Annotated in this window: 18 protein-coding genes; 10 read left to right on the top strand and 8 right to left on the bottom strand. The window is 70.4% G+C overall.

The genetic code is table 11. From position 1 onward, the window contains the following. Positions 1-2: 2 nt before the first annotated feature. On the bottom strand, positions 3-1,118 hold the full coding sequence (locus tag JOD52_RS07710; RefSeq protein ID WP_204409275.1) for a DUF3866 family protein: 1,116 nt from the start codon (positions 1,116-1,118) through the stop codon (positions 3-5). Positions 1,119-1,165: 47 nt separating this feature from the next. Between JOD52_RS07710 and JOD52_RS07705 the strand changes: the two genes are divergently transcribed. The 9 genes from JOD52_RS07705 to JOD52_RS07665 all read left to right on the top strand — a co-directional run bounded on the left by JOD52_RS07705 (position 1,166) and on the right by JOD52_RS07665 (position 12,177). Beyond that, positions 1,166-3,190 carry a WYL domain-containing transcriptional regulator gene (locus JOD52_RS07705; protein WP_338124064.1) on the top strand — a complete coding sequence of 675 codons (2,025 nt, stop codon included), beginning with the start codon at positions 1,166-1,168 and terminating at the stop codon, positions 3,188-3,190. Positions 3,191-3,287: 97 nt separating this feature from the next. After that, positions 3,288-3,722, top strand: a complete 435-nt coding sequence (gene tatA / locus JOD52_RS07700; protein ID WP_239551834.1) for a Sec-independent protein translocase subunit TatA — start codon at positions 3,288-3,290, stop codon at positions 3,720-3,722. A 91-nt stretch (positions 3,723-3,813) separates the two neighbouring features. Next, positions 3,814-4,719, top strand: a complete 906-nt coding sequence (tatC, locus tag JOD52_RS07695) for a twin-arginine translocase subunit TatC (RefSeq protein ID WP_204409273.1) — start codon at positions 3,814-3,816, stop codon at positions 4,717-4,719. Then, entirely contained in the window at positions 4,716-5,654 is a 939-nt protein-coding gene (locus JOD52_RS07690; protein ID WP_204409272.1) for a diacylglycerol kinase family protein, read from the top strand. The genes tatC and JOD52_RS07690 overlap by 4 nt, the downstream gene beginning before the upstream one ends. Beyond that, a complete protein-coding gene (locus tag JOD52_RS07685; RefSeq protein WP_204409271.1) occupies positions 5,651-8,674 on the top strand; it encodes a DEAD/DEAH box helicase in 3,024 nt (1,007 codons plus the stop codon). The genes JOD52_RS07690 and JOD52_RS07685 overlap by 4 nt, the downstream gene beginning before the upstream one ends. Further along, positions 8,671-9,423, top strand: coding sequence for a hypothetical protein (locus JOD52_RS07680; protein ID WP_017822541.1), 753 nt, complete (start codon positions 8,671-8,673; stop codon positions 9,421-9,423). The genes JOD52_RS07685 and JOD52_RS07680 overlap by 4 nt, the downstream gene beginning before the upstream one ends. Further along, complete coding sequence (gene lnt, locus JOD52_RS07675; RefSeq protein WP_017822542.1) at positions 9,420-11,069, top strand: apolipoprotein N-acyltransferase; 1,650 nt, start codon at positions 9,420-9,422, stop codon at positions 11,067-11,069. Before JOD52_RS07680 ends, lnt begins: the two co-directional genes overlap by 4 nt. Then, entirely contained in the window at positions 11,066-11,869 is an 804-nt protein-coding gene (locus JOD52_RS07670; RefSeq protein ID WP_017822543.1) for a polyprenol monophosphomannose synthase, read from the top strand. Before lnt ends, JOD52_RS07670 begins: the two co-directional genes overlap by 4 nt. After that, positions 11,866-12,177: an FxsA family protein gene (locus JOD52_RS07665; RefSeq protein ID WP_239551833.1), complete on the top strand. Its 312-nt coding sequence runs from the start codon at positions 11,866-11,868 to the stop codon at positions 12,175-12,177. Before JOD52_RS07670 ends, JOD52_RS07665 begins: the two co-directional genes overlap by 4 nt. A 100-nt stretch (positions 12,178-12,277) precedes the next feature. On the opposite strand, the gene JOD52_RS07660 is transcribed toward JOD52_RS07665, so the two are convergent. Both JOD52_RS07660 and istA read right to left on the bottom strand, forming a co-directional pair. Next, entirely contained in the window at positions 12,278-13,024 is a 747-nt protein-coding gene (locus JOD52_RS07660) for an ATP-binding protein (RefSeq protein ID WP_338124028.1), read from the bottom strand. Then, on the bottom strand, positions 13,021-14,583 hold the full coding sequence (istA, locus tag JOD52_RS07655; protein WP_204408388.1) for an IS21 family transposase: 1,563 nt from the start codon (positions 14,581-14,583) through the stop codon (positions 13,021-13,023). The genes JOD52_RS07660 and istA overlap by 4 nt, the downstream gene beginning before the upstream one ends. Positions 14,584-14,697: 114 nt before the next feature. Here istA and JOD52_RS07650 point away from each other — a divergent pair, with 114 nt between their 5' ends. Beyond that, on the top strand, positions 14,698-15,066 hold the full coding sequence (locus tag JOD52_RS07650) for an FxsA family protein (RefSeq protein ID WP_239551832.1): 369 nt from the start codon (positions 14,698-14,700) through the stop codon (positions 15,064-15,066). A 58-nt stretch (positions 15,067-15,124) separates the two neighbouring features. Here the strand turns inward: JOD52_RS07650 and JOD52_RS07645 are convergent, their stop codons facing one another. The 5 genes from JOD52_RS07645 to JOD52_RS07625 all read right to left on the bottom strand — a co-directional run bounded on the left by JOD52_RS07645 (position 15,125) and on the right by JOD52_RS07625 (position 19,194). Continuing rightward, positions 15,125-15,475, bottom strand: a complete 351-nt coding sequence (locus JOD52_RS07645) for an RNA polymerase-binding protein RbpA (RefSeq protein WP_017822545.1) — start codon at positions 15,473-15,475, stop codon at positions 15,125-15,127. Between the two features lie 81 nt (positions 15,476-15,556). Beyond that, positions 15,557-16,414, bottom strand: coding sequence for a glycerophosphodiester phosphodiesterase family protein (locus JOD52_RS07640; RefSeq protein WP_204409270.1), 858 nt, complete (start codon positions 16,412-16,414; stop codon positions 15,557-15,559). Further along, on the bottom strand, positions 16,386-17,264 hold the full coding sequence (locus tag JOD52_RS07635) for an SURF1 family cytochrome oxidase biogenesis protein (protein WP_204409269.1): 879 nt from the start codon (positions 17,262-17,264) through the stop codon (positions 16,386-16,388). The genes JOD52_RS07640 and JOD52_RS07635 overlap by 29 nt, the downstream gene beginning before the upstream one ends. Beyond that, positions 17,261-17,746 carry a hypothetical protein gene (locus JOD52_RS07630; protein ID WP_204409268.1) on the bottom strand — a complete coding sequence of 162 codons (486 nt, stop codon included), beginning with the start codon at positions 17,744-17,746 and terminating at the stop codon, positions 17,261-17,263. Before JOD52_RS07630 ends, JOD52_RS07635 begins: the two co-directional genes overlap by 4 nt. After that, the gene (locus tag JOD52_RS07625) at positions 17,743-19,194 is read right to left on the bottom strand and encodes a hypothetical protein (RefSeq protein WP_204409267.1); all 1,452 of its coding nucleotides are present in this window, start codon (positions 19,192-19,194) and stop codon (positions 17,743-17,745) included. Before JOD52_RS07625 ends, JOD52_RS07630 begins: the two co-directional genes overlap by 4 nt. Positions 19,195-19,220 lie beyond the last annotated feature (26 nt).

The following is a 19,220-nucleotide window of genomic DNA, read 5'->3' as shown; positions in this document are numbered from 1 at the left end:
TGTCAGCGCTGGGTGGTCAGCCCCGCCGCACAGCGGCCGGCGAGCGCGGCGTAGAGGAACGCCTCGGGATCCTCGTCCAGCCCGCGCCCCATGGTGGACAGCTTCACCGGTAGCACGTCGAGGGCCGCGCGCAGCCCCTCGGATCGCAACGCGATGTTGCGGTGCTCCACGCCGCGTTCCCTGCCCACGCCCATGATCGTCGATTCCACCTGTTCAGCGACTGACGCATGAAATTCGCTGTACTGCGGATCGTCGGTGTGGAGCACCGGCAGCAGCAGGGGAGCGAGGGTGGCGCGCCCGAACATCGTGGCGCTGTGGTGGGAGAGTCCCCGGTGCCGTTCGCGGGGATCCGCACTGGAGACCCGCAGGGCTGCGATGGGCGTCCCGCCCAGCACATGGGCGGCGTGCACGGCCTCGGCGGCCTGCACGCCGGAGAAGCCCCAGCCCGTTCCGGTGCCCAGGTTGCCCGGGCCCTGGATCACCACGGCCACGTCGGCGCCCACCACGTGCCGGGCGCCCAGCAGTGCCGAGTGCACCGTCACTGCTTCCAGGTCACCGCCGAAGGACTGCCCGGCGCTGATCGTCGCCTCCAACAGGCCCTCAGCCCGGAGTGCAGCCGCGGTCGCCGAGTACGCGGCAGGAAGTGCGGCGGCATCGGTGTGCACGTACGCGATGCGCGCAGCGGGTGCATCGGCCCTGATTCCCGCCACCACCGCGGGCAGTGAGGAGTGCAGATCCGCCACCACCACTGGCATGCCGTCGAGGCCGTCGGCGCTGCGCAGTGTCTCGTAGTGCTCGGAGGCCGGGTCGTCGATCGCGTCGACCATGGTCTGCATGGGGGTGTAGCGGGCCTTCACCATGTGCCCGTCGATCTGCTGGGGCTCCTGCTGCACCTCCGGGCGGGCCACCACCAGCGCCTCGCCGCCGGTGCCCAGGTCACGGCGCAGTGCATTCGTATTCAGCAGCACGCTCTCGCCCATCCCGGGCGATCCCGTCAGCTCCGGGTAGGCCAGGGCCTTGACGGTCTGATCGGTGTCCTCGAGCCTGACCAGCAGGCGCGTCACTCCCGCCCACCCGGCACGGAGCTCGACCACGGTTCCCCGTTCCCAATGCAGCATGGGCCCAGCGTAGGACGTCGATGAGGGTGGACCGGTACGCTGAGCTCGTGGCTGCCCGTGGCGTGGAACGACTCCTCAACGTGATCATGACCATCGGTTCGCGCCGTCGCATAGACCGGTCGAAACTGTTCCGGGTCATCCCCGACTACGCCGATGCCCCCAGCGAGAGCGCAGCGGAGCGCATGTTCGAGCGGGACAAGGCCGCCATCCTCGAACTCGGCCTGCCCCTGGTCACCGAGGCCGACGTACTGGACGAGAACACCGTGTACTACCGGCTCGACACCACCGCCGGGGACGCGGTCCTGGACCTGACCACTGCGGAGTACACGGTGCTGCTGGCCGCCAGCCGCGCCTGGGACGATGCTGCCGCCGGGGGAGCGGCCCGCCGGGTGCGCTCCAAGCTCCTGAGCCTGGGCCACGATGCCGACCCCGATCTGCTGCGCCGCGCCCCCCGCGGCTCCGTCGAGTCGCTTCCCGTACTGACCCCCCTGCTGGAAGCGGTGACCAGCGGCAGCACCGTGAGCTTCGACTACCGGGCCACCACCGGTGCCCTGAGCACCCGCACCGTGGAGCCCTGGGTGGTGGGCGTCCACGACGGGCACTGGTACCTGCACGGATGGGACCGGGTGCGCGAGGACGCCCGCATCTTCCGGGCCTCCCGCATCGAGTCCTTCCCCCGGGTGGGCAAGGCTGCCTCCCAGCCGCGGCCCGCGAGAGTGGACCTTGCCGAGGTGCTGGGCAGGCTCCACACCGGGGACGAAAGCGCTCCCGCGCTGGTCGAGGCGGCCCCGTACAAGGCCCTCGAACTTCGTGACCGCTCCGATGCACCGCTGGATGTGGAGCGCTTCGAGACGGCCGCCATGCCGCGTCCCGCCCTGCGTCGCCTGGTGCTGGGCTCTGCCCGCTGGGTGACCCTGCTGGAACCTGTCGAGTGGCGGGACGAGATCGCCCAGGTGCTGGCGCGGATAGCCCAGCGCCATGAGGGCGCCGCCGATCTGGATGCCGTGCTCGATGCGCCTGCGCGTCCGGTGCCGCGGATCCGGGTGGCCAGCAGTGGTGCCGAGCAGCTGTCCCGCCTGATCAGCGAGGCCTCCTACGTGCAGTCCCGAAGCGAGGTGGACCTCGCTGAGCTCGCCGAGGCGCTGGGCATCACGCAGCAGCAGCTCATCACCGACCTGCAGGTGCTGTTCGTGTGCGGGGACATGGGCACCGGCTTCGAGGACCTGATCGAGGCCGAGTGGGAACAGGGCACCGTGAGAGTGCGCAACGCCGATCCGCTGCGCCGTGCCCTGCAGCTCACCGATGTCGAGGTCACCGCGCTCCTGGCCGGGCTCGCGGCACTCGAACCCGCAGCCGGCGAGGAGTCCCGCCTGGTGGCCGCGGCCCGCAGCAAGCTCCTGGCCACACGTGCCGCGGGCCCTGCTGAGCACAGGGGAGAAGGGGCCGAGCACGCTGGCGGAGGGGCCGAGCGCCGACCGCCCACCCCCGGTGCGAGCACCGGCCCCGCGCACCGCGGCGAGGTGGTGCTGGCCGCCGTGCACCGCGCCCTCGCCGCCGATGGCCCCTCCGATCCGGCAGGCACCCTGACCATCCGCTACTCGGCGGCGGACCGTCCCGGGACCTCCGTGCGCCGGATCCGCCCGCTGCGCATCGAGACCGATGGCACACGCTCCTACCTGCGTGCTCACTGCGAGCTCGCGCAGGGGGAGCGCCTGTTCCGCCTGGACCGCATCGTGGAGCTGCTGGCGGATGACACCCCGCAGCAGCGGGACAACGGGAGTGAAGCGGGATCCTCGGTGGACGTCTCCGGCACCGTCGCGGGCGAGGTGTGGCTGCGTCTCGAGCCACCGGCGCACTGGATCGCCGAGGCGTTCGGCGCCCGCGAACTGCGTGATGCGGGCACTGCCGATCAGCCGGCGTCCTACGCACTGCTCGTCGATCCGCTACGGGCACCTCTGGTGGATGCGGTGCTCGAGGCCGCCGGCGCGGCGGACGTGCTCCATCCCACATCACTCAGAGACACGATCGTGACCGTTTCACGGACCTCCGCACTGCGGCATCGCCCTACTTAAGCGCTACCCTGAGGGGGCCCGCCGCGCGGTGGGCGCGCCGCCGCCAATCGGTACGGCTCCGCACCAGTCCACTGTGGGACCATGGGCGGGCTCCCGCATGATCGCGGCGCTGTCGAAAGGGTCTTTGATGAATCTGTTCCGCAATCCCTGGGCGATCGTCCTGCTGATTCTGGTGGTCGTGCTGCTGTTCGGTGCCGGCAAGCTGCCGGGCCTGGCACGCAACCTGGGTCAGTCCATGCGCATCTTCAAGAGCGAGGTCGAGGAGATGCGCGGTGACGACCGCGACGAGGACGTGGACGAGGACCGCCGTGGCGGCTCCCACCGCGTCCGCGATGATCGCGACGATCGCGACCGTCTGCGCGACGATCGTGATCGCGATGCCCGCGATCGTGACCGCTACCGCGATGACCGGGATGACCGCTACCGCGATGATCGCGACGACCGTCCCCGCAGCCGCGAGTACGATCCGCGCGACGAGGTCGAGCGCGAGCCCGTCCGCTCCCAGGACGACGACTCCTACCGTCGCGACTGAGCGGTACATCGTTCAGCGGGTGTCCCGCTGAGCGACAGGACGGGTCCGGCCGCTTCGCGACCGGACCCAGATTGCTGGGAGGAGCACACCCGTGGCGAGTGACAGTCAGGCACGCCGTACGGCGAAGAAGCGCAAGCAGCGCAAGGAGAAGGACCCCGAGGGCAGGATGTCCCTCGGTGAGCACCTCACCGAGCTGCGCAACCGCCTGGTCATCTGCGCCGTTGCGATCCTAATCTTCGCCATCGTGGGCTGGTTCCTGTTCCCCGCGGTGTTCGAAGCACTGCAGCGCCCCTTCCGCGTCGCCGCGCTCGGTGGCAGGGAGGCGGACCTGAACTTCCAGGGTGTTGCCACGGGTCTGAACGTCCGACTGCAGATGTCCGCCTACCTCGGACTTCTGCTGTCGGCACCGATCATCATGCTCCAGGCCTGGCTGTTCGTGATGCCCGGCCTGCACAAGAACGAGCGCAAGTACGCGATCGGATTCTTCGGAGCGGCGATCCCGCTGTTCTTCCTGGGCTGCGCCGCCGGGTACTGGGCGGTCAACCAGCTGGTCCCGGTGCTGCTGAGCTTCACCCCGGATACCGAGGGCGTCCAACAGCTGATCAAGTACGACGAGTACCTCGCCCTGCTGGTCAAGACCATGCTGGCATTCGGCATCGCCTTCGTGATGCCGGTGGTGCTGGTGCTGCTGAACTTCCTGGGGATCCTGCGCGGCAAGTCCATGCTGAAGGCCTGGCGCTGGGTGATCTTCCTGTGCTTCGCCTTCACCGCGGTGATGGTGCCCACCCCGGAGCCCTTCACCCTGATCGGCATGTCCGCCGCGATCTCCAGCCTGTTCTTCGCGGCCGTGTTCATCTCGATCTACAACGACAAGAAGCGCGACAAGAAGGCTGGGCTCGAGGCGCAGGACCTCGACCCCGACCAGGCCAGCCGCATCGATCACGTGGTCGAGCCGATCGACGCCCCCTCCCAGATCGACGAGCCGGAGAACAGGTGAGTCGACTCCGGGTAGGGCTGCTGTCCAACCCCACCGCAGCGCTCGGCACCGCTCACCGGGTGGGCCGCCAGGTGGGGAACCTGCTGCGCCTGTCCGGGATCTCCGTGGTGGACCTGTCCGGTTCCTCCGCGCACGTGGCCCGCGCCCGCGCCCTCGAGGTGCGCGACACCCTCACCGCGCTGGTGGTGGTGGGCGGCGACGGCACCGTCTCCCTCGGCGCCGAAGTGGTCGCCAACACGCCCGTGCGCCTCGGCGTCGTGCCCGCCGGCAGCGGCAACGACTTCGCCCGAGCCCTGGGCCTGCCCGAGAACAACCCCCAGGAAGCCACCCGCGCACTCCTGCATGCCCTGTCCCGGCCGGTCGTCACCATCGATGCCATCGAGATCACCGCCGCCTCAGGGACCGCTCTGCCGCACCGGTCCCTGGCCCTCGGGAACGTGAACCTCGGATTCGACGCCCTGGTCAACGCCCGCGCCAACAGCGCCTCCCGCGGCCACGCCGTCCGCTACACCACCGCGGTCCTGCGCGAACTGCCCGCGTTCCGCCCCTTGCCGTACTGGCTCAGCATCGACGACGGCGAGCGCATCGACCTGGACGCCTCCCTCATCACCCTCAGCAACTCCGGGGTGTTCGGCGGGGGCATGCGCATCGTCCCCGAGGCCCGCGTGGACGACGGCGTGCTGGAGCTGGTCACCCTCACCGGCATCGGCCGGACAAAGCTCTTGCGGTTCTTCCCGAGGGTGTTCCGCGGCACCCACACCACGGTGGAGGGCTTCGGTGTGCAGCCGGTGCAGAAGGTCACCGTGGGCCTGCGCAACGATCGCCGCCTGCGGGCCTATGCCGACGGTGAGCCGCGCATCGACCTGCCCGTCACCGCCCGGGTGCTGCCCGGCGCGGTGCGGATCCTCGCCGAACTGAAACGAGGGGACCGATGACCCCGCGATCACGACGTCCATCCCGGTCCGACGGTGCCTCGGCATCGTCGTCCGAGAACCCCTCACCGTCCGAGCGGTACGCCCTCTGGGCGCAGGAGGAGCGCGAGCGGAAGCAGCTCGAGGACACGGAGCTGGCCGTCTTCACCGCCCGCTACTCCTTCGCGCTGGACGCCTTCCAGCTCGATGCCTGCCGGGTGCTCGAGCAGGGCCGTTCCGTGCTGGTCGCCGCGCCCACCGGTGCCGGGAAGACGGTGGTGGGGGAGTTCGCGGTGCACCTGGCACTGGCGCAGGGCCGCAAGGTCTTCTACACCGCCCCCATCAAGGCGCTGTCGAACCAGAAGCACGCCGAGCTCGTGGAATGGCTGGGCGCCGACCGGGTGGGCCTGCTGACCGGGGACACCTCCGTGCGGCCGGACGCCGACGTCGTCGTGATGACCACCGAGGTGCTGCGCAACATGCTGTACGCCGACTCCTCCCTGCTGGACGGGCTCGGCTTCGTGGTGATGGACGAGGTGCACTACCTCGCCGACCGCCTGCGCGGGCCCGTGTGGGAGGAAGTCATCATCCACCTGGCCCCCTCGGTCCAGCTGGTGGCGCTCTCGGCCACCGTCTCCAACGCCGAGGAGTTCGGGGTCTGGGTGCAGGAGGTGCGCGGCGCCACCGACATCATCGTCTCCGAGACCCGGCCGGTGCCGCTGTGGCAGCACGTGATCATCGGCGACCAGATGCTCGACCTGTTCGTGGACGAGTCCGGGGACCCGGTGATCTCCCACGGCCCCGGGGCCCGCTCGGACCGCATCATCAATCCCGAACTGCAGCGCATGGCCTCCCTCGCCACTCAGCTTCCCGAACGCCAGGGCCCCGATCGTGGCCGCCGCGGCGCACCCCCCAGCCGTAAGGGCACGCGCGGGCGACACCGGGCACGGGGCTCGGCCCAGCGCCGGCCCGAACGGGGGGCCCGCCGGGATCTCGACCAGCGGGATCAGCACGGGCACCACGGCAGAGGGGACCACCGCGGTGGTCAGGGCGACCGCTTCAGCGGTGGTCACGGCGGCCGCTTCGGTGGCGGCCATCGCACCCTGCGCCGACCCGATGTGCTCTCCCTGCTGGATCAGCAGGCGCTGCTGCCGGCCATCATGTTCATCTTCTCCCGCGCCGGCTGCGAGGCCGCCGTGCGGCAGTGCGCCCAGGCCCGCTTGCGTCTGACCAGCGAGCAGGAGCGCCGCACCATCCGCGCCGTCCTGGACGAGGAGCTGGCACCGATCCCCTTCGAGGACGAGGAGATCCTGGGCGTGGCCGCCTTCCGCCGCGCCGCGATGGACGGCTACGCCTCCCACCACGCCGGCATGCTGCCGCTGCTGAAGACGGTGGTGGAGCACCTCTTCGAGCAGGGCCTGATCAAGGCCGTGTTCGCCACCGAGACGCTGGCCCTCGGCATCAACATGCCTGCCCGCTCCGTGGTGCTGGAGAAGCTGGTGAAGTTCAACGGCATCGAGCACGCCGACCTCACCCCGGGGGAGTACACCCAGCTCACCGGCCGCGCCGGCCGCCGCGGCATCGACACCGAGGGCCACGCCGTGGTGGTGGCCGGGCCCCGCTTCGACGCCGAGGCCGTGGCCTCCTTGGCCTCACGCCGCACCTACCCGCTGCGCTCCGCGTTCCGACCCACCGCCAACATGGCGGTGAACCTGCTGGACCGCTTCGACCTGGCCCGTGCCCGCGAGACCCTCGAGACCAGCTTCGCCCAGTTCCAGGCCGACCGCTCCGTGGTCGGGCTGGCCCGCCGTGCCCGCGAACTGGAGGACACCGCCGAGTCCTACCGGGAGGCCATGGAGTGCGAGCTCGGTGACATCGCCGCGTACGCCGATATCCGCGAGCGCATCACCGAACGGGAGAAGTCCCTGTCGCGCGCCCGCGCCGGGGCCGACCGCGACCGCACCCGCTCCGTGCTGCGCAGCCTGCAGCGCGGTGACGTGCTCGCCCTGCCCGGTGGCAAGCGCCGCGGCTACGCCGTGGTGACCGACGTGGAGAGGGACGTCCTCGGCGGCCCTCAGATCCAGGTGCTGGACACCGAGGGTCGCCGCCGCAGCATCCGCCCCGGTGACCTCCCCTCGCCCCCTGCTGTGATCGACTCCCTGCGGCTGCCCCGCCCGGAGAAGCTCAACAGCGGCAAGATCCGCAAGGACACTGCCGCCGCCCTGCGCCAGCGCTTGGCCGGGCACGACGACGACCCGCGCCGCGAGGTGCGCAGCAGGGCCGGTCGCACCCCGTCCACCGCCGCCACCGACGAGACCCTGCAGGGACTGCGGGCCGAGCTCGCCGCGCACCCCTGCGCTGCCTGCCCGGAACTCGAGTCCCATCTGCGCTGGGTGAACCGCTGGCGTTCCACCCGCCGCGACCTGGCCGGTGTACATCGACGCATCGAGGGGCGCACCAGCTCCCTGGCGCGACAGTTCGACCTGCTCACCGGCCTGCTGGTGGAGCTGGGCTACCTGCGACGCGCAGGAGAGGATGAGCTGGAGCCCACCGAGCGCGGCCTGCGCCTGCGCCGCATCTTCAGCGACCGTGACCTGCTGATCGCCGAATGCCTCGAGCACGGCGCGTGGGACGGACTGGATGCCGCGGGCCTGGCAGCGGTGGTCTCCGCTGCCGTGCACGAGTCCCGCCGGGACGAGGGCCGAGCCCCCGAGCTGATCGACGATCCCGCCGTGGAGGCCGCCCTGATCGCCTCCGGTGAGATCGCCACCCGCCTGCAGGCCGCCCAGTCCCGTCACGGCGTGGACGCCACCGCGCCCCCGGATCCGGCGGTTGCCGCCGTGGTGCACCGGTGGGCCCGAGGACTGCACTTCGCCGCTGCCCTGGACGGCTCCGACCTGCCGCCCGGCGACTTCGTGCGCCACTGCCGCCAGGTGGTGGACCTGCTGGACCAGTTGACCCCCGACGAAAGCCTGGGAACGACCGCCCGGGCAGCCATCGCCGCGGTGCGCCGCGGACTGGTGGCACAGGAGATCGATCGATGAGCCCCACCGCTCCCGCTCAGCTGTACACCGGGATCGTGCTGTACTCCACCGCGGATCCGGAGGCCTCCGCGATGCTGGTCGACGGCGGCCTGATCGCCTGGGCCGGCCCCGAGGACTCCGCCCGCGTGCTGTTCCCCGACGCCCAGGCGATCGATGCGACCGGCTGCCTGCTCACCCCGGGTTTCGTGGACGCCGCCGCTCCCGACGACGCCATGCCAGCTGCGTCCCTGGCCCGGGGCATCGTGCGTCGCCTTCCCGTCGGCACCGGTGCCTCCGAGGGGGTGCGGGTGATCACGCCGCTCACCGAGCAGGCCGACTACCGCGCACTCCTGGCCGAGGGGGTGCCGCTGGCCTTCGGCTCCGGCGGCGCACCGGATGCGGCCGACCCCTGGGCGTGGGTGCGCGCCGCCGCCCAGGAAGGCCCCCTGGAGCACCGTATCAGCGACCGGGCTGCGTTCCTCGCCGCCACCCGTGGTGGCCACCGCGCCGCCGGGGACCGCGCCCCGGGCTCCCTGCTCACCGGGGAGGAGGCCACCTTCGTGGTGTGGGAGCCGTGGGACCTCACGGTTCGAGGCCAGGGAGAGCAGTTCGAGACCTGGTCCACCGACCCGCGTTCGCGCACCCCGCTGCTGCCGGACCTCGCAAAGGGCTCGCCCCGGGCACTGCGCACCGTGATCGGCGGTGAGGTGGTGCACGACCTGATGATGCAGGATGCTCCCAGTGACAGGACGGAGGATGGGCGGCCGTGACCACCACCGCCACCCGTTCTTCCCGCACCCATCGGGCCGAGCTTGACGAGCTCGACCCCACGCCGTGGCCCCTGGCCCTGCTGTGCGGCGCTGTCGGTGGGGCACTGGCACTGCTCGCGTTCCCCCCGTACGACCTGTGGATGCTGCTTCCGGTGGCCCTCGCGCTGCTGAGCGTCGCGGTGCTCACCCGCTCGGCGTGGATCGCGCTGTTGTCCTCCCTGGCCTGGGGCCTGGCTTTCTTCGTGCCTCTCACCGAGTGGGCGAACACCTACGCCGGCACCATGCCGTGGGTGGCCCTCGGTATCGTCCAGGCGCTGTACATCGTGCTGTTCGGGTTGCTGGCCCGCACCGTGATGGTGCGCCGCGGGCTCACCCCCAGCACCCTGATCGTGGTCAGTGCCCTGTGGGTGGCGGTGGAGACGTTCCGCAGCCACGTCCCCTGGGGCGGTCTGCCGTGGGGCGCCTCCGGGTTCGCCCTGGCCGATTCCCCGCTGCTGAACCTGGGGCCGTGGATCGGGATGGCCGGGATGGCGTTCGTCGTCGCCGCCCTGGGGCAGCTGCTCGCACGCGGGGTGCTGACCCTGGCCGGTCGGCGTCGCAGCGTCCTGGGTGGCCTTGCCGGCGTGTGGCCGTTGGCACTGGCCATCGCAGCGGTGCTGGCCACGATGGTGGTGCCGCACCCGGCGAACCGGGCCCCGGAGGGCCGACCCACGATGACCGTGGTGGGGGCCCAGGGGTCCATGGATCCGATCGACCCGGTGGCACTGACCATGCCCGAGGGCGTGTTCGAGAACCATCTCGAGGTGACGAACGAGGCCACGACCGCCTTCCAGCAGCAGGGCCAGCAGATCGAGCTGATCGTATGGCCGGAGGACTCCACCACGTACGACCCGCGCCAGGATCCCTACCGCGGCAACGCCCTTACCGACGCGGCCACACGGGCCGGGGCCCCGATCCTGGTGGGCACCCAGACCGCAGTGGGGGAGCACCACCGCTACAACCACTCCGTGCTGTGGACCTCCGAGGGCGAGACCCCGTACGTGTACGCGAAGCGGCACCCCGTGCCGTTCGGCGAGTTCGTCCCCGCACGCGACTTCTTCCGCATGATCACCGACAAGGTGGACCGGGTGGGCCGGGACATGCTGCCGGGGACCGAGGTGGGCCTGCTGGACCTGGAGGCCCTCGAGCTCGGGCAGGGCAAGGTGGGCGTGCTGATCTGCTTCGAGATCGCCTACGACACCCTCATCATGGACACCGTCGATGCAGGGGCCGAGATGGTGGTGGTGCAGTCCAACAACGCCCTGTTCGGTGACTCCCACGAGGCCATCCAGCAGCTCGCCGAAGCGAAGGTGCTGGCCGTGGTCACCGGGCGCAGCGTGGTGCACGTGTCCACCGTGGGCCACTCCGCGATCTTCAGCCCCGAGGGCCGCAGGCTGGACTTCGTGGACCACTGGGAGCAGGGCTACGTCAGCGCGGAGGTCCCCCTGCGCACCGGTATTACCCCGGCGGTGGCCGGCGGCATCTGGATCGCGATCGGGATCTCAGCCCTCGGCCTGCTGGGCTGGATCGGGGCACTGTCCACCCGGCACCGGGCCGTGGCCCGCCGCACCCCACGACGCGAACAGGCACGGAGAAGCACCCGATGAGCACCACCGAACTGCGCGCCCTCGTGGTGATCCCCACCTACGACGAGCGCGAGGCACTGCCCGGCACCCTGGCGCGCCTGCGCACCGCGGTGCCGCACGCCCACGTGCTGATCGCTGATGACGCGTCCCCCGACGGCACCGGCCAGTGGGCCGACCAGGCCGCCGCCCGCGATGAGAACGTGCATGTGCTGCACCGCGCGGGGAAGGAGGGGCTGGGGCCTGCGTACCTCGCCGGCTTCGCCTGGGGGCTGGAGCTGGGGTACGAGGTGCTGGTGGAGATGGACGCCGACGCCTCCCATCGGCCCGAGCAGCTGCCGCGACTGCTGGACGCCATCGCGGGCGGGGCGGATCTCGTGATCGGCTCCCGCTGGGTCCCGGGTGGCCGTGTCCACGACTGGCCGGTGCGCCGCCTGGTGCTCTCCCGCGGGGCGAACCTGTACGCCGGAGCGCTGATGGGACTGTCGGTGCGCGACGCCACCGCCGGGTACCGGGCCTTTCGGGCGCCCCTCCTGCAACGACTGGTCGACCAGCAGGTCGCCTCCCAGGGCTACTGCTTCCAGGTGGACATGACCCGCCGCGCCCGCGATGCCGGGGCGGTGATCCGTGAGGTCCCGATCGACTTCGACGAACGCGCCGAGGGCGCCAGCAAGATGAGCTCCGGGATCGTGCGCGAGGCCCTGGTGAAGGTGACCGCCTGGGGGCTCGCGCATCGCGCCCAGCAGCTCCTCGGGGCGCTGGGCTACCCTGGGCGCGGCCGCCGCAGGCACCTGCGCGGACGAGAAGGAGGGGACGCGACGTGAGCACCGCATCGCAGCAGACACCACCCACCGGCCACAGCCGCGGCAGCGGCAGGACGGGTGATCCCCGCAGGGACGGATCCCGCCGAGCCGCCTGGCTGCCGGTCGCCTTCGTGGCGCTCGGTGTCGCCGAGCTCGCCATCCTGATCGCGATCGGCGTGAACACCAGCCTGTGGTGGTCGGTGCTGATCGTGGTGCTGGGTTGGATCATCGGCGTGGCACTGCTGATCACCGCCGGTCAGCAGTCGTTCGTGCGCCTGCGCTCCCTGGTGCGGGCGGTGCGCGGCTCCGGGGACGTTGAGTATTCGTAGTCGTGGGAGCCACCGAATCTTGCTCTTGGGGACCGCCGATCGTGCCGACGGGGGCCAGTAGCCGCCGCGGTGGGGACCACTGGCTCCCGCCGGCATCGGGTCACTGGGGCAGTGCGGTGTGTTCTCGCATGTTCCTGTCGCCGGTGTCGATCCAGATTGTGTTGTGCACGATGCGGTCCATGATCGCATCGGCGTGGACTGCTCCACCGAGCCGGGCGTGCCAGTCCTTCTTCGGGTACTGGGTGCAGAACACGGTCGAGCCGGTGTCATAGCGGCGCTCGAGCAGTTCCAGCAGCATCGAACGCATTCCCTCGTCAGGATGGTCCAGCAGCCACTCGTCGATCACCAGCAGCGAGAACGTGGAGTACTTCCGCAGGAACTTCGTCTGGCCCTGCGGCTTGTCCTTTGCCAGGGCCCAGGCCTCTTCGAGGTCGGGCATTCGGATGTAGTGGGCTCGGAGCCGGTGCTGGCAGGCCTGCTTCGCCAGCGCGCAGCCGAGGTAGGACTTCCCTGAGCCGGTGAAGCCCTGGAAGACCACGTTCTGTTGCCGCTGGATGAAGGAGCAGGTTGCCAGTTGCGCGATCACGTTCCGGTTCAGTCCCCGTTCCTCGACCAGATCCAGCCGCCGCAGGTCCGCTCCGGGATAACGCAGCCCCGCCCGGCGGATCAGACCCTCGACCTTTCCATGATTGAAGATGGAATGCGCCTCGTCCACGATCAGCTGGAGCCGTTCCTGGAACGACATCCCCAGCACGTGAGCCTCATCCTGGGCATCGATCGCGTCCAGCAGCGCGGTCGCGCCCATCTCGCGCAGCTTCCGCTTCGTGTCGTTATCGATCACGCTCACCGGACACCTCCGGCGTAGTAGTCGGCGCCACGGACGTATCCGCCGTCTTCCGCGGGTTCCTCGCGGGGTGGACGCAGGGCGGCGACCTTGTCCTGCCCGGTGGCCAAGATCGGGTGCAGATGCGCATAGCGCGGTGAACGGACCCGTCCCGTCAGCGCGAGTGCGCAGGCCGCCTCGACCCGATCTACGGAGAAGCGGCGAGAGAGCCGTAGCACCGCCAACGCGGGATCCAGGCCCTGTTCCACGATCGGCACGGACTCGAAGATCCGCTGGATCACGATCACCGTGGCCGGCCCGACCCGATCTGCCCACGCCCGCACCCTCTGCGCGTCCCAGGCCTGGAAACGCTCGCCCGCAGGTAGGTCCGCGTCGTTGGTGCGGTACTCATTGCTCGCGGTCTCCGGGAGCAGCAGGTGACTGGTCAGTCGCTGGCTGCCCTGATAGATCTCCAGCGTCCGGGCCGTGATGCGCAGATCGACCTTCGCGCCGATGTGCGCGAACGGCGCGGAGTAGAAGTTCCGCGCGAACGTGACGTGCCCGTTCCTGCCCACTCGTCGTCCGTAGTGCCATGTCGAGATCTCGTAGGGCACCGCCGGCAGCGGCGTCAGCAGCGGCCGCTCCTCCGCGTCGAACACGCTGGCGCGGGATCCGGGCCGCTTCTGGAACGGCTCCGCGTTATAGGCCTCCATCCGCTGCCCGATGGCGGCTGCAAGTTCGGGCAGGGACGTGAATCGCTGATCCCGCAGCCCGGCGATGACCCAGGTCGCGACGTGCGCGACGGTGTTCTCCACGCTCGCCTTGTCTTTCGGTTTCCGCACCCTCCCCGGGAGCACCGCCGCCGAGTAATGCGCTGCCATCTCGCGATACGCATCGTTCAGGACGATCTCGCCCTCGCGGGGGTGCTTCACCACACCGGTCTTGAGGTTGTCCGGAACGATCCTCGGGACCGTCCCGCCCAGCGCCTCGAACATCGCTACGTGCGCTCGCAGCCAGGACTCCTGGCGCATATCCAGCGCCGGGAAGCAGAACGCGTAACGAGAAAAAGGCAGGCAGGCAACGAACAAGAACACCTTCGAGACCTCGCCGGTGACCGGATCGGCCAGCTCCATCGTGGGGCCGGACCAGTCGACCTCCACGCTCTGGCCGGCCTTGTGACCGACTCTCGAAGCGGCACCGGTGACCATGACGTGGTGCTGGTAGGTGCGGCAAAACCGGTCATACCCCATCGCCGGATCCCCAGCCGCCGTGGTCGCGTCGAAGTACTCGCCGTGCAACAGCTTCAGCGTCACGCCGACCCTGGCCATCTCTCGATGGACCTGTTCCCAGTCCGGCTGTGCGAACACGCTCTCGTGCTCGCCCCGGCCCGGGAACAACCGGGCATACACCTGCTCATCGGCGACGTCCGCGATATCGCCCCACCCGATCCCTGCAGCGTCAGCGGCCTCGAACACCGCCCTCACGGACTTGCGGGACATGCCCTGCGAGGACGAAATCGCTCGCCCCGACAGACCTTCTGCGCGCAGCTGGAGCACCAGCTTCGCCCTGATCTTCCGTACCATTCCAGATTGCTCCTTCCGCCGCGTGCCCTATACACACGGCGGAAGGAGCGTAGACAGAGCGGCCCCAACGACACCACTGGTGGTCCCGAACGACGCCACCGCTACGGCAGCGACGTGGCACCCGAACCCTCGATCAGCGGACCCCAGCGAGGCGAATATTCAGACGTGCAGGACCACCTCTCGCGCCCCGCCTTCACCCTGCTGTCGGCCCTCGCGTTCTTCTTCCCGGGCCTGATCACCGACGTCGTGGGCCTGGTGCTGCTGCTCACCCCGGTGCAGCGCTGCACAGTGAAGAAGATGGGGCTGGGCAGCGGTTCACAGGGCGCCCGCAGCGTGCTGTACCGCCGCTCCAGCGGCGGCGTGATCGACGGTGAGATCGTGATCAACGCCGAACCCACCGCCGAGGACACCCCGGGCGGACCCCGCAGCAGCGATTCCCGGCCCACCGGTACGACGAAGCCGCCCACCATCACCCAGGACTGATCGTCCCGGGGACGGGGGCGGCGGTTCAGCGCTCAGGCCAGGCCCGAGCTCTCTGGTCTCAGAGGGTGCGGCTGGAGTGCAGCTTCCCGGCGCGCAACAGTTCAAGGCGCTGATCCAGCAGCACCTGCAGGTCCTTCTCGTCACGACGCTCCAGCAGCATGTCCCAGTGGGTGCGCTGGGGCTTGCCCGGCTTCTCCTCGGGCTTCTCGTGGTCGCGCAGCACCGCGGTGGCACCGCAGCGGCACTCCCACACGGCGGGGACATCGGCCTCGACAGAGAAGGGCAGGACGATGTGGTGACCGTTGGGGCAGTCGTAGACCGCCTCCTGGCGCGGTGCGGCGAGCACGCCCTCGTCGGTCTCCATGGAGAGGGAGCCCAGTCGGGTCCCTCGCAGGCTGCGGCTGTTCATGCGGTTCTCGCTTCCTGCCGGTGGGGGCGCACGGTGCGGCGTCAGCCCCGCCGGTGGTTCGGGGGTTCAGGTCTCAGGGGTTCAACGCCCCGCGTGCCGGTTCTGTTCCCGAGGCCCGTCCAGAAGATGGCCGAGCCGGTCGACACGGTTGCTGATAATACCATCCACGCCCATGACCAGCAGTTCCTCCATGGCGGGGATCTCGTCGATCGTCCACACGTGCACCTCGCAGCCGGCCCGGTGGGCTGCCGCCACCGTACGCGGGGTCACCACCGGTATCCCCCGGTACGCCCGCGGCACCTGCAGGGCAGCGTAGGGCGCCAGCAGGCGCCTGACCACGGCATGGGGTGCCTCGGACGCGACCAGGCCCAGGAACAGTGCGATGGCGCGACGGGAGGGACTTCGAACCGGGGCGACACCGGTGACCTCCCGCACCCTCCGCACGGCGAGAGCGGTGACGGCGTCGTCGAACCCCGCCAGGCAGATGCGGCCCGCGCTCCCGGTGCGGGCGATGGCCGCTACCGCCGGTTCGATCGCCGAGGGTGATTTGACGTCGATGTTCACAGGCAGATCGGTGAAGGTGCCCAGCACCTCCTCCAAGGTCGCCAGCGGCTCGTCGCCGGCAAGGCGCACCTGGCGAGCATCGACGGTGCTCAGCCGGTCGATGCGGCGGGGATCATCGGCGACGCGCCGCAGGTCCTCGTCGTGGAAGGCGAGGGCGAGGCCGTCGGAGGTGGCGCGGGTATCGGTCTCGAGCATGTCGGCACCGGCAATGACGGCATCCTCGAAGGCACGCATGGTGTTCTCGGCCCCGTCCAGGGCGAGCCCGCGGTGGGCGATGCGCCGAGGACGGGGACCGGGCAGGAAGCGCAACGGCGGCACGGTCCTGCCGCTCGGGGACGCCGGCCGGTCAGGGCGCAGAGGGGTCGAGGAGCGCATCCTCCTCCTCCTCGTCGCGGCTGCGGCGGCGGGCGCGGGGTTCCCGCGGGGCACGGGGGGTGTTCCCGTCATCCTCGGACTCCTCCTGGATCAGTCGGTGGGTGCGGTAGATCAGCGCCGCCGGGAAGAAGAGGGCGAAGATCCACCACTGGAAGGCATAGGACAGGTGCGGGCCCAGCGACGTGTCCGGGGCAGGCAGGGCGGTGGGCTTGGGGGCCGAGGGGTCCTCAGCTACCAGGGACCCGTAGGCGCCGGTGACGAGGCTCTCGTCGAGTCGAGGCAGGGAACCGGTGGGCAACTGCGCCCGGATCTGCTCGGGGGCCACGGAATGGACCTGGCCCTCGGGGTTGCCGCGACGCTCCAGGGCATCCTCGGCGGGGCGCAGTCGCACGGTGATCGTCTGCTCGCCCTCGGGGACCGGCGGGGGATCGGCCGGAACGGATTCCTGGGAGTGCGCGGTGACCCAGCCGCGCACCACCATCAGGGTCGTCCCGTCGTCCGCCACGAAGGGGACCAGCTGCCAGAAGCCGACCTGAGCACCCAGGGTGCGGTTGCGCACGTAGAGCTGGCACGCGGGATCGGTGCAGTACTGTCCGTGCATCTGCACGGGGGTCCAGTCGTCGGTGGGGGCCAGGGGATCCTCGGGCGCGCTGATCACCTCGCTGAGGGGCACCGGGTCGGAGGAGTAGTTAGCCTCCACCACCCGGGCCTGGTCACGGCGCGCCTCGAACCTGCCGTACTGCCACAGGCCCAGGCCCACGCACACGGCCACCGCCAACAGGACCACGAGCACGCCCACCAGGGTGTCGCGGCTGAACAGGACCCTGCGTCGAGCGGTGGGGGAGGTCATGAATCTCCCGGCGGGGCCGGGAGAGAACCGCCGAGCCAACCGGTCATCATGCCCGGGAGGTCCTCGACCGCGAAGTCGGTGAGCTGGACGAACAGCACGACAGTCGCCGCCGCCAACAGGAAGCCGAGCACGGTCGCCACGATGGTGAGCGCCAGGCGCAGGCGGGGGCGGTTCTTCACGGGCTTGGCCGGCTCGAAGCCGTAATCCTCAGCCTGCAGGTGGTTCTCGGTCCACATGCCCGGGTTCAGCACCGACACCGGATACGCCTCGACGCGGGCGCGGGGCTGCGCGCCACTGGCGGGAACGTCCTCGCTGAGCTGCAGGGGCGAACCGGCCCGGGAGGGGAGCTGCTTGCCGAGCCACAACCGCCACCCGGCCGGGACCGGACCCCACTCATGCTGCGGACGGAAGTCCGCCGGCGGGGTCCACCCGTCGTGCGGGGGCTCCGGCCAGTTGGGCGGGGGGTTGAATCGCTCGGTCACTCAGCGATGTCCCAGGTGTACTGGTCGGTGAAGGTGTCGTACTCCAGGTGCATGCCGCCGGCCCGCTTCGGGGCGAACAGCATCCTGATGGAGTACTCCTCTCCGGCCTTGATGTCGGTGGGGGCCTCGATCCCGATCCCGGAGTCCTTGAGCGAGTAGGACTCCAGGTCGGTGCCCAGTTCGCCACCGTAGGGGGTGACGACGTTGAACTGGGCGTTGCTGAAGAACATCTGTCCTTCGGTGACGGAGATCTTGGCGGTCACCACCAGGTACTCCCCATGCTCCGCGGGCTCGACGGTGCCGCCGTACTCGCTGGGAAGCTGCTCGGCGGGAAGCCACTCCATCGATACCTGCATGGTACCGCGCCCATCGTTGGAGACGACCTCGACCGACTCTGCCGCCGGATCCACGGTGGGAAGCACCGAAGGCGTCACGGCCTCCTCGGATGCCTCCTCAGTGGTGGGCTCCTCGGAGGTGGGCTCCTCCTCTGTGGCCGTGGGATCGTCCGTCGGGTCGGCCGAGGCGGAAGTGGTGGTGCCACCACTCCCGGTGGGCTCCTCCTCGCCCCCGCGGTTCATCAACAGCATGCCGCCGGCCAGCACGGCGATCAGCAGACCGACCAGCAGCAGCACCAGGCAGCCGACCCACCAGAACCGCGCCACGACGCCCTTCTTGGGGGCGTCCTCGGGAGCAGTGGTGGCGGTCCAGGTAGAGGCGCTGTCCGGCGAGCCGTAGCCCTGGTTCGGGGAGGCCTGACCGTAGCCCTGGCTCGGGGAGGCCTGGCCGTAGCCGGATGCCGCGGCGGTGCCGGCACCTGCAGCCGCTGCGCCTCCGGCAACGAGCGGGGCGTCACCGGCCGAGGGCTCGTGAACGGTGTCGTCCTGGTCGATACCGGGTCCCGGCTCAGGCTGCTGCGGGAAGTCCTGATCGCCGGTCTCGTAGGGAGCCTGCTGTGCGAGGTCGGCCTCCAGGTCGGGCCCCTCGTACTCCGCAGTCTCGGGCGCCCCTTCGACAGGCGCGTCGCCCACAGGAGCAGGAGCCTCAGTGGAAGACATGGGCTCCTCGGGGGCGAGGGCGGGGGCAGAGGGCTCCTCAGGTGCCGAGCGCTCCTCAGGGGCAGCAACAGGGTCGTCGGCCTCGTCAGCAGCCCCGGCCGGATCCTGACCCTCCAGGTGGTCTGCCGGGTTCGCCTCAGCGTCGGCGACCGGCGTCTCCTCGACCTTCTCGGCCTGAGCGTCCTCGACCTCGACCTGAGCGTCCTCGGCCTGGGTCTCCTCGACTTCACTCTGGGTGTCCGCGACGCTCTCGGCAGGGGTGTCGTCAGCGACCCAGAAGTTCCAGTCCGCGGGCGGCGGACCCCACGACGGATCCGGCTGCCAGCCGGGCGGGGGAGTCCAGTTCGGATCCTCGATGGGCCAGTTCGGCGGAGGATTGAAGCGATAGGCCATCTGGGGCACCTTCCGAAGTCGACGTC

Origin of the sequence: Brachybacterium muris, assembly GCF_016907455.1 — a bacterium.
Lineage (GTDB): Bacteria > Actinomycetota > Actinomycetes > Actinomycetales > Dermabacteraceae > Brachybacterium > Brachybacterium muris.
This window is presented reverse-complemented; position numbering and strand designations above follow the sequence as displayed.